Source organism: Klebsiella sp. JB_Kp042, from assembly GCF_040065275.1.
GTDB classification, from domain to species: Bacteria; Pseudomonadota; Gammaproteobacteria; order Enterobacterales; family Enterobacteriaceae; genus Klebsiella; species Klebsiella quasipneumoniae.
On the sequence record NZ_JBEAJL010000017.1, the window covers coordinates 13,564 to 28,525 of the forward strand.

Below are 14,962 nucleotides of genomic sequence, written 5' to 3' on the forward strand. Positions count from 1 at the left end.
ACGCGATGATAGAATTTCGCCATGTCAGTAAAACCTTTAACAGAAAAGGGCATCCGGTTCTGGCCCTGCAGGATATTAATCTCAGTATCGACCGGGGCGATATTTTCGGCATTATTGGCTATAGCGGCGCAGGAAAAAGCACCTTATTGCGGCTGATCAATCGTCTGGAAATGCCGGGTGAGGGCGAGGTGGTGTTGAACGGTGAGTCGCTCCAGGACTGCAGCGGCCAGCGCCTGCAGGCGATCAAAAAAGATATCGGCATGATCTTTCAGAATTTTAATCTGCTGAATTCGAAAACGGTATTTCATAACATCGCTATCCCGCTTATTTTGCAGGGACGCGACAAGGCCTTTATCCAGGCGCGGGTTGCGGAGCTGCTGGCGTTTGTCGACCTGAGCGACAAAATGCACAGTTACCCGAATGAGCTGTCGGGAGGGCAAAAGCAGCGGGTCGGTATCGCCCGGGCGCTGGCCACCAACCCGTCGGTGCTGCTGTGCGATGAAGCCACCTCGGCGCTCGACCCCCATACTACGGTACAGATCTTATTGCTGCTGCAGGAGATTAATCGCCGCTATGGCATCACCATTGTGCTGATTACGCATGAAATGTCAGTGATCCAGACAATCTGTCACAAGGTGGCGGTGATGCAGGCCGGGCGCATTGTTGAGCAGGGGACGGTTTTCGATCTCTTTGCCCAGCCGCAGCATCCGGTCACCGCCAGTTTCGTGCAGTCGGTGGTGCACGATCGCCTGCCGCAGCGGGTGGCATCGCTCCTGCAGCGCGACAACGGCGCCCGGGCTTTACGCCTCGAATTTATCGGCGCGACGGCCCGGCAGCCGATCATTAACCGCCTGATCCGCGAGTATGCTGTCGAGGTGAATATCCTGTTTGCCAGCATGTCCGAAGTTCAGGGCCGGATACTGGGATTTATGATTGTGCAACTCCTCGGCGAGCCTGACGAAACCGAACGCGCCATCACCCATCTGGCCGACGCAGGAGTGAAAATCATCCATGTTTGATCTTATTGATACCGCCATTACCGGCGAGCAGTTTCTGCTGGCGCTGCATGATACCCTGATTATGGTCGCCATCTCACTGGGCTTTGGCGCGCTGCTCGGCGTCCCGCTGGGAATTGTGCTGGTGGTTTGCCGTCCTGGCGGCATCGTGGCCAACCCGGTGGTGCATCAGGCGCTGAATCCGCTGATCAACTTGCTGCGCTCGCTGCCGTTTATCATTTTGCTGATTGTGATCCTGCCCTTCACCAGGCTGCTGGTGGGCACGACTATCGGCACCGCGGGGGCCATCGTGCCGCTGATCGTTTTTGTCGCCCCCTATATTGCCCGGCTGGTGGAGAGCTCGCTGCTGGAGGTGGATGAGGGGATCCTTGAGGCCGCAGACGCCATGGGCGCGACCCCTCTGCAGACCGTCTGGCATTTCATGCTGCCGGAGGCGGCGGCGTCGTTGATTCTGGCCCTTACCACCGCGACCATCGGTCTGCTTGGCGCGACCGCCATGGCGGGAACGGTGGGCGGCGGCGGGATCGGCGACCTGGCGATCACCTACGGCTATCAGCGTTTCGACGCCTTTGCCACCCTCACCACCGCCCTGGTGCTGATTGTTATTGTCCAGCTTATTCAGACGCTGGGCACCCGCCTGGCTCGCCGACTGCGTCGCGAATAACTGCTATACCGCGCCGGGGTTGCCCCGGCCAGCGGGAAAGCGGATCAGCGTGCGCAGACCGCGGCGAAGGCGCTGGCTACCCGCGCAATATTGCCGTGGTTGAGCCCGGCCACGCAGACGCGACCGCTGGCAATCAGATAGATGCCATGCTCTTCACGCAGAACGTCTACCTGATCGGCGCTAAAGCCGGTGTAACTGAACATGCCGCGCTGGGTCAGCAGATAGGAAAAATCCGCCGCCGGCAGGGCTGCCTGCAGGGCCTTCACCAGCGCGACGCGCATGGCGCTGATGCGGGTGCGCATGGCCTCCACTTCCCCCTGCCACAGGGCATTCAGCTCGGGATCGTTGAGCACCTGCGACACCACCTGGGCGCCAAACCCCGGCGGGCTGGAGTAGTTGCGGCGTACGGTAGCTTTCAACTGGCCCAGCACGCGCCCGGCGGCATCGGCGTTGTCACAGACCACCGACAGGCCGCCAACACGCTCGCCGTACAGTGAAAAAATCTTCGAGAACGAGTTGCTGACCAGCGCCGTCAGCCCGGCGCTGGCGATGGCGCGTATGGCATAGGCATCTTCATCCAGCCCGCGGCCAAAACCCTGGTAGGCAATATCGAGGAACGGGATCAGCTCCCGGGCGATCAACACCTCAATCACCCGATCCCACTGCTCGGGGGCGAGATCGGCCCCCGTCGGATTATGACAGCAAGGATGGAGCAGCACGATGCTGCGCGGCGGGAGCTGCTGGAGGGCGGCAAGCATCGCGGGGAAATTGACCCCACGGGTGGCGCTGTCGAACCAGGGATAGGTATGCACCTCGAAACCCGCCCCGGCAAAGATGGCCACATGGTTCTCCCAGGTTGGATCGCTGACCCAGACCGCGGAGTCGGGGAAGTAGCGCTTGAGGAAATCAGCACCCACCTTCAGCGCGCCGGAGCCGCCCAGCGTCTGGATGGTGGCGATGCGTCCGGCACGCAACGCCGGATGGTGTTCGCCAAACAGCAGCGTCTGGACCGCGCGGCGATAGGGAGCCAGTCCCTCCATCGGCAGATAGAGGCTGGCCTTGTGCAACTGGCTCTGCAGCCGGTCAGCGGCCTGACGGACCGCCTCCAGCTGAGGAATGATGGCCTGCTCGTTATAGTACAGCCCGATGCTAAGGTTAACTTTGTCTGCCCGGGGATCCTGTTGAAAGGCTTCCATCAGCGACAGGATAGGATCGCCCGCGTAGGCGTCAACGTTCTGGAACACAGTGGTTACTCCTGAAATGACCGTTAAAGGTGAAGCCATTACACCGCGTAGCGTCCCGGGCGGTGGTTCATGGCGATAATCGAATTCAAAATCACGGCGCCGAGGACAGAGACCAGCAGCATCGGCAGGCTAACCACCCACAGCGAGGCGGTGACGATGCAGGCGTCCACCACCATCTGGAATTTACCGGCGCGGATGCCGCTTTTATCCTGCAGATAGAGGGCCAGAATATTGACGCCCCCGAGGCTCGCTTTATGGCGGAACAGCACCACAAAGCCGATACCGACCATGATGTTGCCGAAGAGGGTGGCGTAATAGGGGTTCAGGCGATCGACATGGATAAAGTAGCCGTGCAGGTCGGAGAACAGCGACACCAGTCCGACCGCGCAGAAGGTTTTCAGCGTGAAGGCGGCGCCCATCCGCCGGACGGAGAGCCAGTAGAAGGGCAGGTTAATGGCGAAGAAAACCACGCCGAACGGCAGGTGGGTGGCGTAGTGGATCAGAAAGGCCATGCCTGCCGTCCCGCCGGTCAGGGCGCCGGCCTGGCGAAACAGGATAATGCCAAAGGAGATCATCAGCGTGCCGAACAGCAGCGCCAGGGCATCCTCCAGCCAGGTGTGGGTCAGTTTTTCAGGGGAAAGGACGTTATCCATAAATAAGCACTATCTTTTCGTTAACAAGGATAAGCTCTTGTTTGCAAAAATCGCACCAGAGGAGCGTGCCCGGTCGATTGGTTGCGGAAAAAATAGCCGTGGTTTAGCCTAACCTGTTGTTCTGTCGGAAAGAGAAAATCGCACGGGTCGTGCGCATAATGGTTATGAAATGCGTAAATTGTGCGAATTTACTGCTTATCACGCATTGACTGGCCCCGCATCTGCACCAGCGCAGGGCACTGTGCTCCGGTTCAGCGCAGCGAGGGCGTGCCCGGCATCAGCTGGCCGTTCTCCTTCAGGCGGTTGAGCACGACGGCGGTTTTCAGATGAGCCACCCCTTTGTTTTGCGCCAGAATATGGCTGATCAAATGGCTCAGTCCGGGCAGGTCCGGGACCGTTACCCGCAGCAGATAATCGGCGTCGCCGGTGGTTTTCCAGGCGTCCAGAATGGCGTCCACCTCACTGAGCATCTGATGAAAGCTCTCCACGCATTGCGGGGTGTGATTCAGCAGGCGCACCTCAATCAGGCCAAGCATCTCCTGCCCGGCGGCATCCGGCGCCAGACGCGCATGGTAGCCGAGGATAAGCTGCGCCTGTTCAAGGGCGATACGGCGGCGCGAACATTGGGAAGCGGACAGGCCGATAAGCTCGCTAAGCTCCTGATTGGTCAAACGGCCATTGGCCTGCAGCAGGGTAAGAATTTTCAGATCATAGTCGTCGATGTTGTACATAGTGGCCACTAGCGGAACGTAAAAGTGGCTACCAGCCTAACAGTTTTTTGCCTGGCGTGAAGCCTGACCCGACGGCGGCAAACCGGATGCACCAAAACGGGTCAGCTTCATGCATTAAGACACTTGTTTTCTCATGATCTGTGCGTAAACTGGCCAATTTTCGCGCGTTATGCGCCAGGTCAGCGGCGCGATGACCAGCTTTCAGAACGAACTGGAAAATAATATTTCAATATCATTCAATGGATTAGTTTTGGCCTGACGCTCCGCGACGATCCGCTGGCCTGAAAGTTGCTACCGGCGAAAGTGACTTTTTACAGACAGGGGCAGGTCAGAGATGACAACGCAGCAAGAGCATCAGTTAAAGCGCGGGTTAAAAAACCGCCATATCCAGTTAATCGCCCTCGGGGGGGCGGTCGGCACCGGACTGTTTTTAGGTATCGCGCAAACGATCCGTATGGCAGGCCCCTCGGTCCTGCTGGGGTACGCCATCGCCGGGGTTATCGCCTTCTTTATCATGCGTCAGCTTGGCGAAATGGTGGTAGAGGAGCCGGTGGCGGGGTCGTTCAGCCATTTCGCCAACCGCTACTGGGGGCCCTTCGCCGGGTTTATGTCCGGCTGGAATTACTGGGTGTTGTACGTGCTGGTAAGCATGGCGGAGCTGACGGCGGTGGGCATCTATATTCAGTACTGGTGGCCGGAGGTACCCACCTGGCTGTCGGCGGCAATCTTCTTCGTGGCGATCAACGCCATCAACCTGACGCACGTCAAAGTGTATGGCGAGCTGGAGTTCTGGTTCTCGATTGTCAAAGTGGCCGCCATCATCAGCATGATCGCCTTTGGCTGCTATCTGTTATTTAGCGGTCACGGCGGGCCGGCGGCGACGGTGGCCAACCTGTGGCAGGACGGGGGATTTTTCCCTAACGGTATCACGGGCTTAGTGATGGCCATGGCGGTGATCATGTTCTCCTTCGGCGGGCTTGAGCTGGTGGGGATCACCGCGGCGGAAGCCGACGAACCGCATAAAACCATTCCCAAAGCCACCAACCAGGTGATCTACCGTATTCTGCTTTTTTATGTGGGGTCGCTGGCGGTCTTGCTGTCACTCTACCCGTGGCGGAACGTCGTGGAAGGGGGAAGCCCCTTTGTGCTGATCTTTCACGCCATTGACAGCAATATTGTGGCCAACGCCCTCAATCTGGTGGTGCTCACCGCCGCGCTGTCGGTTTACAACAGCTGCGTCTACTGCAACAGCCGGATGCTGTTCGGCCTGGCTCAGCAGGGCAACGCCCCGCGCGCGCTGCTGCGGGTGAACCACCGCGGGATCCCGTTGACCGCCCTGGCGGTGTCCGCCGTCGCCACGGCGCTTTGCGTGGTGATTAACTATGTGATGCCCGGGAAAGCCTTTGCCCTGCTGATGGCCCTGGTGGTGGCCGCCCTGGTCATCAACTGGGCGATGATCTGCATCACTCATCTTAAGTTCCGCCGCGCCATGCAGCGGGCCGGGAAGGTAACGGCTTTCCAGAGTTTCGCCTATCCCCTGACAAACTGGCTGTGTCTGCTGTTTCTCGCCGGGATCCTCGGGGTGATGTATCTGACCCCGGACATCCGCATCTCCGTCTGCCTGATCCCGGTATGGCTGCTGATCCTTGCCGCAGGCTATCTGCTGCGCAGGAAAAGCGCGCCGGAGCCGGTGGCGGCGCTGGAGGAGCGGTAGTCGCCGACGCCCTGCCTGGCGGCAGGGCGATATTGTTTCGACTAAAAATCACGGGGAAATAGATAATTACGATAAATGACATCTCACGTTATCGGTCTGAAAATTGACAAAAGGGTGGGGCAGACAGCCTGGGGTTCTGGCTGGTCGTTATCCTGTTTATCGCCGTGGGGAAGGAGAGCCGCCAGCGGGAACGAGGGCCGTGGCGGCGGAAGGGGGGAGATCAACGGCAGTCGCGTCGGCCAGGCCTTCGGTATACCGCAACAGGCTGCCTGTTAATCCACGTTAGTAAAATAATCGCGCGCGGCGGTCTCGACGCGCTTCGCGTCCAGCCCGGTCTTCTCAGTGATCTGCTCGATAAACGGTTTAAATTTTTCGTCCATCACGTTCCCTCCTTCCCAGTGGGCGACGTAGAATTTGCACTGATAGCGATAAAAATGGAGAGTGGTATCTCCTAACGTGTAGTACATGAGCTTCTCCTGTCCGGTATTGCGGTCACCGCGTCCACAGCGTCAGCAACCTTGTTCTCATCACGATCGACCTGTTCTCTATCCTCCTCCCAATTGGCTGAAATTTCCAGCGGTGCTTTAGGCAAAAAGGCAGGATAAAGAAAGGATAATCTACTGACAGGCAGTGATTATTTCTGCAGTCGGGGTGGCGATCCGGTTACCTGCAGGCTGCGCAGATAACCGGAGTAACGACAGGCTTAGCGCAGCGCGTTGCGCTCGTCGTCGGTCAGGTCGAGGGTCTGCGCCACGCCGCTTTCTGCAGAGCGCGCCGCCGCTTCCAGGACGGCCATCACCGCCAGCGCCTGCACCGGCGGCACCGGATTGGCGATCAGGCCCTTCAACGCGTCGCGGATCTGCAAATAGTACTGGCGCTGATCGCCCGGCGGGGTAGGCTGGGTTTGGGTCTGCAGCGAGGCGTCATAGACCACCAGCCCATCCTCATCCTCGCCCCAGCCGGCGCTTCCCGGCACCACACCCGCCAGCAGCTGGCTCTCCTGCTGGTCGGCACGCGCTTTGACAACGCTTCCTTTATCGCCATGCACCGTGAAGCGCGAGGAGCCCCCCGCGACCAGCATGCTGCAGTGGAGGATCGCTTTATGCGCCGGGTAGTTTAAGACCACATGCGCCCAGTCGTTGATCTCCGCGCCGTCGCGCAGGGTGGCGATGTTGCCCTGTACCGACTGCGGCAGACCAAACAGCTGCAGCGCCTGATCGATCAGGTGCGGCCCCAGATCGAACCATAAGCCGCTGCCGGGGACGTTCTGCTCGCGCCAGCGGACGCGGACTTCCGGGCGGAACCGGTCGAAATGGGACTCAAAATGTTTCACCGTGCCGATGGCGCCCTGCTCAATAACCTGACGGATACCGAGATAGTCGCTGTCCCAACGGCGGTTATGGAAGACGGAAAGCAGCCGCTGTTTCACCTGCGCCAGGGCGATCAGCTGCCGGGCCTCCTGCATATCAAGGGTAAAGGGTTTGTCCACCACCACATGCTTGCCGGCGTTCAGCGCCAGGCGGGCCAGCGGCGCGTGCGTGGCGTTAGGGGAGGCGATAACCACCAGATCGACATCCGGGTGCTGGACCGCCGCTTCCGGGGAAGCGATCACCGTGACGTCCGGCAGGTCGCGTTTGACTTTCTCTTCATCGCGCGAGGCGACGAAGGCCAGGTTCAGGCCCGGCACCGAACGGATAAGCGGCGCGTGGAAAGTCTTACCGACGAAGCCATAGCCAATCAGGGCGATATTTATCGTGTTGTTACTCATCAGGTTCTCCACGTTGTTAAGCGTCAGCAATATGTACAGAGAGGGCAGGGTCATCCCCCAGCTCAGGCCAGGGACGATCGAGGAAAAGATGGTGAATGTCGCTGAGACCGGCCACCAGCCAGGGTTCGCAATGGTTGACTTTGGTATGGTCCGCCACCAGCCAGTGTTCCGCGCTGGCGGCGAGCATGGCGCGTTTTACGTCCGCATCGGCCTCCTGGCTGGCGCTCAGGCCCAGTTCGGCATGCAACGCGCAGGCGCCGAGAATCGCGATATCGGCGCGGTAGCGCGCCACCAGCGACAGCGTGGCGCTGCCGGCGAACAGCCGCTGTTCACTGTCCCACTGGCCGCCAAGCAGGATAAGCTGGATATCGGCGCGGTCGCTGAACAGCTGAGCGATATCCAGCGACGCGGTGATCACGGTCATGGGGCCTTTCAGCTGGGTAGCGACGGCCAGCAGTGTGCTGCCGGCGTCGAGAAACAGCGTCGAGCCGGAGGGGATGCGCGCGGCGACCTGCTGGCCCAGACGCTGTTTCGTTCCGGGGAGCAGGGCGTTTCTTCCCTGGCGCGTCATCGCCGGGACGTTAAGCGCGATGGCGCCGCCGTGGCTTTTCTGCAGTACCCCCTGGTTTTCCAGCTCACTGAGATCCCGGCGTATGGTATCGGCCGACACCTGCAGCGCATCAACCAGTTCGCTGATGCTCAACTGACCGGTTTCACTCAGCCGGTCAAGGATGTGTTTTTGTCGCGCGAGCTTATGCATGGCGAGGGACTCCGCAAATTGACGCAATAAACGGCATAATACAGCAAAAAGACGCAAAATAAACCGCAAAAGGTCGCACTGAACCGTGGAAAACCTGAAGAACTTGATTTCACTACACTTTAACGTTAAATGAGGGAAGCGGGCGCGGCCCGGGGGAAAGCGCTTTTTAATGAAGCGATTAGCCTCTTTCACCGGGCAATAAACAGCGAAAAAGCGCGCTTTCGCGTACCTTATACAGAGCGCGCGCAATGCGACAGGCATGGATTAACGGAGGTTGAGTGGACGCGATTAAAGGCTCGGAGTTGCAGATACCGGACGCGATCTTCGCGTGGGTGCTCGACGGGCAGGGGGGCGTGAAGCCGCTCGCCGATGACGATATTATCGACAAAGAGAAGCCCTGCTGGCTGCATCTCAACTATACCCATAGCGACAGCGCCGACTGGCTGGCGGCCACCCCGTTGCTGCCCAATAACGTGCGCGATGCCCTGGCGGGCGAGAGCACCCGACCGCGGGTGACGCGGATCGGCGACGGGGCGTTGATTACCCTGCGCTGCATCAACGGCAGTACCGATGAACGGCCAGACCAGCTGGTGGCGATGCGTCTGTATATGGATGAGCGGCTGATCGTCTCCACTCGTCAGCGCAAAGTGCTGGCGCTGGACGATGTGCTGGGCGACCTGAAGGAGGGCAATGGGCCAACGGATGGCGGCAGCTGGCTGGTGGAAGTCTGCGACGCGCTGACCGATCATGCCAGTGAGTTTATTGAACAACTGCATGACCGAATTATCGACCTCGAAGACGACCTGCTCGATCAGCAGGTGCCGCCGCGCGGTTTTCTCGCGCTACTGCGTAAGCAGCTGATTGTGATGCGCCGGTATATGGCGCCGCAGCGCGATGTTTACGCCCGGCTGGCCAGCGAACGCCTGCCGTGGATGAGCGACGATCAGCGGCGGCGGATGCAGGATATCGCCGAGCGGCTGGGGCGCGGGCTGGACGAGATCGACAGCTGCATTGCCCGGACGGCGATCATGAGCGATGAGATCGCCCAGATTATGCAGGAGTCGCTGGCGCGGCGGACCTATACGATGTCGTTGATGGCGATGGTGTTTCTGCCCAGCACCTTTTTAACCGGCCTGTTCGGCGTCAACCTCGGGGGGATCCCAGGTAACAGCTGGCATCTGGGCTTTAGCCTCTTCTGCCTGATGTTAGTCGTTGTCATCGGTGGTGTTGCGTGGTGGTTACATCGCAGTAAATGGTTGTAAAGAATCGCCTTTTGGCGGCGACGATGCCGGGAAAACCCGGCAATGTTTGAGCGAAATCAATAAACCCTCTACCCATTCAGGGCAATATCTCTCTCGCAGGTGAATGCAACGTCAAGCGATGGGCGTTGCGCTCCATATTGTCTTACTTCCTTTTTTGAATTACTGCATAGCACAATTGATTCGTACGACGCCGACTTTGTTGAGTCGGCTTTTTTTTGCGCTCTCCTGACCAGCTTCTACGCTTACTAAGACACCCGACGGTCTTCAGGCCGTTTACGCCTGCGGGTACGCCCGTATCACTTTCCGGGAGGCCACTATGCGTTACGCTTCAGGGCTGACAGCCCAGTCCATCCCCATCTCGCCCGAGCCGAACGATCCGGTTCCTTTACCCGATCCGCGACCGCGCCCGCAGCCGCAGCCCGATCCGCCGCCTGATGAAGAGCCGATTAAATTGTCGCATCAGGCGCGGAGATCTGCGAGGATACGCGCCTGCAGATCGTCTGTCCTTTAATACGAGAATACATTGTGACCGCTTTTTCTACCCTGACTGTTTTACCTGCCGCCCAATTAGCCAACCTTAACGAGCTGGGTTATCTGTCGATGACGCCGGTTCAGGCCGCCGCCCTGCCGGCGATCCTCGCGGGGAAAGATGTGCGCGTGCAGGCAAAAACCGGCAGCGGAAAAACGGCCGCCTTCGGGCTGGGCCTGCTGCAGCATATCGATCCGTCGCGCTTTGAGACCCAGTCGCTGGTGCTGTGTCCGACCCGCGAACTGGCCGATCAGGTTGCCGGCGAGCTGCGCCGTCTGGCGCGCTGCCTGCCGAACATCAAGATTTTGATGCTCTGCGGCGGGCAGCCGTTTGGCGCTCAGCGCGATTCACTGCAGCACGCCCCGCATATTATCGTCGCCACCCCGGGCCGTCTGCTCGATCATCTGCAGAAGGGGACGGTCTCTCTCGACGCGCTGCAGACCCTGGTGATGGATGAAGCGGACCGCATGCTCGATATGGGCTTCAGCGACGCCATCGACGAGGTGATCCGCTTCGCGCCGGCTGACCGGCAGACGCTGCTGTTTTCCGCCACCTGGCCTGCGGCGATCGCGGCGATCAGCGGTCGGGTGCAGCGTCATCCGGAAACGATTGAGATTGACAGCGTCGATGCGTTACCGGCTATCGAACAGCAGTTCTTTGAAGTTTCCCGTCACGGCAAGATTGCGCTGCTCCAGCGTCTGCTCAGCCAGCATCAGCCGGCGTCCTGCGTGGTGTTCTGCAATACCAAGCGCGATTGCCAGGCGGTCTGCGATGCGCTCAACGCCGCCGGGCAGAGCGCATTATCGCTGCACGGTGACCTCGAGCAGCGCGACCGCGATCAAACGCTGGTGCGCTTCGCGAACGGCAGCGTCCGGGTTCTGGTGGCGACCGACGTCGCCGCCCGCGGCCTGGACATCAAATCTCTCGCGCTGGTGGTGAACTTCGAGCTGGCCTGGGATCCGGAGGTGCATGTTCACCGCATCGGCCGTACCGCCCGCGCCGGCGAACAAGGCCTGGCTATCAGCTTCTGCGCGCCGGAAGAGGCGCAGCGCGCCACCATTCTGGCCGACATGCTGCAATTATCCCTTAACTGGCTGCCGGCGCCGACGGGCAACGCTATCACGCCGCTGACGGCGGAGATGGCGACGCTGTGCATCGACGGCGGAAAAAAGGCGAAAATGCGCCCGGGGGATGTGCTGGGGGCGTTGACCGGAGATATGGGGTTTGATGGCGCCGATATCGGCAAAATTACCGTCCATCCGGCCCACGTCTATGTGGCGATCCGCCAGAATATGGCGCAGAAAGCGTATAAGCAGTTACAAAACGGTAAGATCAAAGGCAAAGCCTGCCGCGTACGACTGCTGAAGTAAGGGCAGAATAGCGCGTCTCAGGCGGCGGCCTGAGACGCTTTCGGGTTACTTCACTTCCACTACGTTCAGACGCAGCTCATCTAACCGGGCGTCCTCTTCCTCCGGCTGCCAGCCGGCAGGCTGCAGGGGAATCTCTTCCCGATCAAACGCCAGATCGCCGCCGTCCACCACCTCAGAACCGTGGGTGATGCCTTTAAAATCAAACAGATTAACGTCGCTCAGGTGCGAAGGCACCACGTTCTGCATCGCGCTAAACATGGTTTCAATGCGTCCCGGATAACGCTTATCCCAGTCGCGAAGCATATCGGCGATCACCTGGCGCTGCAGGTTAGGCTGCGACCCGCACAGGTTGCATGGAATGATCGGGAAGCCCTTGGCCTGGGAGAAACGCTCGATGTCTTTTTCGCGGCAGTAGGCCAGCGGGCGGATGACGATGTGTTTGCCGTCATCGCTCATCAGCTTCGGCGGCATTCCTTTCATTTTGCCGCCGTAGAACATATTCAGGAACAGCGTCTGCAGGATGTCGTCGCGATGATGGCCGAGGGCAATCTTGGTGGCGCCGAGTTCGCTGGCGGTACGGTAGAGAATGCCGCGGCGCAGGCGAGAGCAGAGCGAGCAGGTGGTTTTACCTTCCGGGATCTTCTCTTTGACGATGCCGTAGGTATTCTCTTCGACAATCTTGTATTCAACGCCCAGCTGCTCAAGATACGCCGGCAGAATATGCTCCGGGAACCCGGGCTGTTTCTGGTCGAGGTTCACCGCCACCAGCGAGAAGGAGATGGGCGCGCTTTTCTGCAGGTTACGCAGGATCTCCAGCATGGTATAGCTGTCCTTGCCGCCTGACAGACAAACCATAATGCGGTCGCCTTCTTCAATCATATTGAAGTCGGCGATCGCCTCACCGACGTTGCGGCGCAGACGTTTCTGCAGCTTATCGATGTTGTATTTTTCTTTTTTACTGATTTCTTGATTTTGCAGCATGTAATAGTGGCTCAATTCATAGTGTGGCATCAGAAGAGCACGCGTTCTGCCAGCCGCTGGACAACGTGGCGCTGGCGCGTAGCAATTAATGAGGTCTGACAGACAACCGTGGCGTGTATGGTACGGATTCAGGGGCGGAATGTCAGCATCTTTCCGGCACTTTCCGCTGCGGGCAGGGGCAGAAGTAAAAATAAAAAGCCCGCCGGGCGGCGGGCTGAGGCGTTAGCGAACGACCAGCACCGAGCACTCGGCGTGGCGGACCACCGCGGCGGCGTTGGAGCCCAGCAGATAGGTGGTAATATCCGGCCGGTGCGAAGCGATGATCACCAGGTCGGCGGGTAGCGACCTGGCGAGGGCCAGGATCTTATCCTTTGGCGATCCTTCGGCAACGTGAAAATGTTTCCGATCTTCCGGGATAGAGAACTGCTTCGCGAGCTCTTTAAGCTGTGTTTCCGTCCCTTCGCGCAGCTCATCCATACCAGGCAGTTCGGCGGTATAGGCCATTCCCAGTGAGGCATAATAAGGCAGGGAAGGGATAACGGAGAGGAAATGGACCTCAGCGTCGTCAATCCGCGCTTCCGATTCAACGTGACTGATAATGCGTTCAGTAAATTCTTTATCAGAGATATCGATGGGGACAAGAATCATTCTGCTCATAAAACCTCCTGTTTAAGTATCCCCTCATATTGTACGGCATTATGGCACGTTTTGTATCATGACCGCAGTCACACTTTGACATTAACGTGGCTTGCGTTCGGGGAATTTTCCCTTTATCACGCCGTCATAAAATCGGCCTTTTGACACCACCTGTAAAAAGTCACGAAAAATACGCGGTGGAACCCCGGTATATTGCAACGGCGGCTGGTGATAAAAACAGATTTCCAGCGTGGCGGAGGCGTCATCATAGGCGACAGAGATAATTCGGGAAGATTTTACCGGGTGATGATGCATGATGGACGTCCTCGGGCAGGCACTGACTGAGCACGACTATATCACTAAACGGACGGCTATTTTAAGCTGTGGGATATATTGTTTTGTTTTAGCTGCTGCGATGCAGAGAGAGAGAAAGCCCGCCGGAACCGGCGGGCTGGCGCATCAGAACTGGTAAACCAGGCCCAGCGCGACGATGTTGTCGGTAGAAATACCGTTGTCTTTATAGAAGCTGTCGTTGTCATCCAGCAGGTTGATTTTGTAATCAACGTAGGTGGACATATTACGGTTGAAGTAATAGGTGGCGCCGACGTCCATATATTTGACCAGATCTTTATCGGCGTAGCTGCCGGTATTATAGAGATCTTTGCCTTTGGACTGGAGGTAGGAGATAGCCGGACGCAGACCGAAGTCGAACTGATACTGAGCAGTGACTTCGAAGTTTTGCGTCTTGTTGGCCACGCCGTCATTGCCGTACGGGGTCATGTTGCGGGTTTCAGAGTACATGGTCGCCAGGTAGATATCGTTGGCGTCGTACTTCAGACCGGCAGTCCAGGCTTCGGCTTTATCGCCGCGGGCGTTGGTCTGGGTCATCTGGTCGTTGGTACGATCAGAAGAGGTATAGGCCGCAGCCGCGCTGATGCCCATGCCGAAGTTATAGGAGGTGGAGAGACCGAAACCGTCGCCGTTGTCAAAGCGAACATCGCTGTCGCTGCTGCGGTTGTTGGTGCCGACGTTGATATCCTGGGCGTTCTGGCCTTCGTTTTTACCCTGATACTGCAGGGCGAAGTTCAGACCATCCACCAGACCGAAGAAATCGCTGTTGCGGTAGGTCGCGACGCCGTTGGCGCGGCCTGCCATAAAGTTATCCGCATAGGTGTAAGAGTCGCCGCCGAACTCCGGCAGCATATCGGTCCAGCCTTCGACGTCGTACAGCACGCCGTAGTTACGACCATAGTCGAAAGAACCGTAATCGCCCACTTTGATACCGGCGAAGGCCAGACGGGTCCACGCCTGATCGCCGGCGCTTTCGGTGTTGTTGGCTTGAACGTTGTATTCCCACTGGCCATAACCGGTGAGCATATCGTTGATCTGGGTTTCGCCTTTAAAGCCAAAGCGAACGTAAGTTTGGTCGCCGTCTTTTTTCGAGTCGCTGGAGAAATAGTGCAGACCGTCTACCTTGCCATAGACATCTAATTTATTTCCGTCTTTATTATAAATTTCCGCCGCGTGCGCAGCGCCAGCGGCTAATAAAGCCGGAATAACGAGGGCCAGTACTTTTCTTTTCATGAAGAAATTCCTTTAACTGTTTTTATGTTCTAGCTTCCGGGAAGGAAGTG

Annotated in this window: 16 protein-coding genes; 6 read left to right on the forward strand and 10 right to left on the reverse strand. The window is 58.5% G+C overall.

Going from position 1 to position 14,962, the window contains the following annotated elements; translation table 11 throughout:
* Window positions 1-5: 5 nt before the first annotated feature.
* Both ABLV54_RS06235 and ABLV54_RS06240 read left to right on the forward strand, forming a co-directional pair.
* Complete coding sequence (locus tag ABLV54_RS06235; protein ID WP_044523169.1) at window positions 6-1,019, forward strand: ATP-binding cassette domain-containing protein; 1,014 nt, start codon at window positions 6-8, stop codon at window positions 1,017-1,019.
* Window positions 1,012-1,680 (forward strand): methionine ABC transporter permease, encoded by a 669-nt coding sequence (locus ABLV54_RS06240; RefSeq protein WP_050534135.1) that lies wholly within the window; start codon window positions 1,012-1,014, stop codon window positions 1,678-1,680. Before ABLV54_RS06235 ends, ABLV54_RS06240 begins: the two co-directional genes overlap by 8 nt.
* Window positions 1,681-1,724: 44 nt before the next feature.
* Here the strand turns inward: ABLV54_RS06240 and ABLV54_RS06245 are convergent, their stop codons facing one another.
* From ABLV54_RS06245 to ABLV54_RS06255, 3 genes are all read right to left on the reverse strand, one after another.
* The gene (locus ABLV54_RS06245; protein ID WP_023289418.1) at window positions 1,725-2,924 is read right to left on the reverse strand and encodes an amino acid aminotransferase; all 1,200 of its coding nucleotides are present in this window, start codon (window positions 2,922-2,924) and stop codon (window positions 1,725-1,727) included.
* 38 nt (window positions 2,925-2,962) lie between these two features.
* Window positions 2,963-3,577, reverse strand: coding sequence for a YitT family protein (locus ABLV54_RS06250; protein ID WP_004176405.1), 615 nt, complete (start codon window positions 3,575-3,577; stop codon window positions 2,963-2,965).
* 251 nt (window positions 3,578-3,828) lie between these two features.
* Window positions 3,829-4,308 (reverse strand): Lrp/AsnC family transcriptional regulator, encoded by a 480-nt coding sequence (locus ABLV54_RS06255; protein ID WP_023289419.1) that lies wholly within the window; start codon window positions 4,306-4,308, stop codon window positions 3,829-3,831.
* Between the two features lie 334 nt (window positions 4,309-4,642).
* Between ABLV54_RS06255 and ABLV54_RS06260 the strand changes: the two genes are divergently transcribed.
* Window positions 4,643-6,022 (forward strand): amino acid permease, encoded by a 1,380-nt coding sequence (locus ABLV54_RS06260; protein WP_043522066.1) that lies wholly within the window; start codon window positions 4,643-4,645, stop codon window positions 6,020-6,022.
* Between the two features lie 272 nt (window positions 6,023-6,294).
* On the opposite strand, the gene ABLV54_RS06265 is transcribed toward ABLV54_RS06260, so the two are convergent.
* From ABLV54_RS06265 to ABLV54_RS06275, 3 genes are all read right to left on the reverse strand, one after another.
* The gene (locus ABLV54_RS06265) at window positions 6,295-6,489 is read right to left on the reverse strand and encodes a hypothetical protein (protein WP_004203980.1); all 195 of its coding nucleotides are present in this window, start codon (window positions 6,487-6,489) and stop codon (window positions 6,295-6,297) included.
* 236 nt (window positions 6,490-6,725) lie between these two features.
* Window positions 6,726-7,844 (reverse strand): oxidoreductase, encoded by a 1,119-nt coding sequence (locus tag ABLV54_RS06270; RefSeq protein WP_050534136.1) that lies wholly within the window; start codon window positions 7,842-7,844, stop codon window positions 6,726-6,728.
* Complete coding sequence (locus ABLV54_RS06275; RefSeq protein ID WP_032452613.1) at window positions 7,807-8,550, reverse strand: DeoR/GlpR family DNA-binding transcription regulator; 744 nt, start codon at window positions 8,548-8,550, stop codon at window positions 7,807-7,809. The genes ABLV54_RS06270 and ABLV54_RS06275 overlap by 38 nt, the downstream gene beginning before the upstream one ends.
* Before the next feature lie 278 nt (window positions 8,551-8,828).
* On the opposite strand from ABLV54_RS06275, the gene zntB reads away from it, so the two are divergent.
* The 3 genes from zntB to dbpA all read left to right on the forward strand — a co-directional run bounded on the left by zntB (window position 8,829) and on the right by dbpA (window position 11,711).
* The gene (gene zntB, locus ABLV54_RS06280) at window positions 8,829-9,812 is read left to right on the forward strand and encodes a zinc transporter ZntB (protein ID WP_032436262.1); all 984 of its coding nucleotides are present in this window, start codon (window positions 8,829-8,831) and stop codon (window positions 9,810-9,812) included.
* A gap of 316 nt (window positions 9,813-10,128) precedes the next feature.
* Window positions 10,129-10,323 carry a hypothetical protein gene (locus ABLV54_RS06285; RefSeq protein WP_072096687.1) on the forward strand — a complete coding sequence of 65 codons (195 nt, stop codon included), beginning with the start codon at window positions 10,129-10,131 and terminating at the stop codon, window positions 10,321-10,323.
* A gap of 14 nt (window positions 10,324-10,337) precedes the next feature.
* Complete coding sequence (gene dbpA / locus ABLV54_RS06290; protein ID WP_044522571.1) at window positions 10,338-11,711, forward strand: ATP-dependent RNA helicase DbpA; 1,374 nt, start codon at window positions 10,338-10,340, stop codon at window positions 11,709-11,711.
* Between the two features lie 45 nt (window positions 11,712-11,756).
* On the opposite strand, the gene ttcA is transcribed toward dbpA, so the two are convergent.
* The 4 genes from ttcA to ompK37 form a co-directional block, all read right to left on the reverse strand.
* Complete coding sequence (gene ttcA, locus ABLV54_RS06295) at window positions 11,757-12,692, reverse strand: tRNA 2-thiocytidine(32) synthetase TtcA (protein WP_048297383.1); 936 nt, start codon at window positions 12,690-12,692, stop codon at window positions 11,757-11,759.
* A 222-nt stretch (window positions 12,693-12,914) separates the two neighbouring features.
* Window positions 12,915-13,349 carry a universal stress protein UspF gene (uspF, locus tag ABLV54_RS06300; RefSeq protein WP_023289426.1) on the reverse strand — a complete coding sequence of 145 codons (435 nt, stop codon included), beginning with the start codon at window positions 13,347-13,349 and terminating at the stop codon, window positions 12,915-12,917.
* An 81-nt stretch (window positions 13,350-13,430) separates the two neighbouring features.
* Entirely contained in the window at window positions 13,431-13,643 is a 213-nt protein-coding gene (locus ABLV54_RS06305; RefSeq protein WP_023289427.1) for a KTSC domain-containing protein, read from the reverse strand.
* Between the two features lie 144 nt (window positions 13,644-13,787).
* Window positions 13,788-14,912: a porin OmpK37 gene (gene ompK37, locus ABLV54_RS06310; protein ID WP_044522574.1), complete on the reverse strand. Its 1,125-nt coding sequence runs from the start codon at window positions 14,910-14,912 to the stop codon at window positions 13,788-13,790.
* Window positions 14,913-14,962 lie beyond the last annotated feature (50 nt).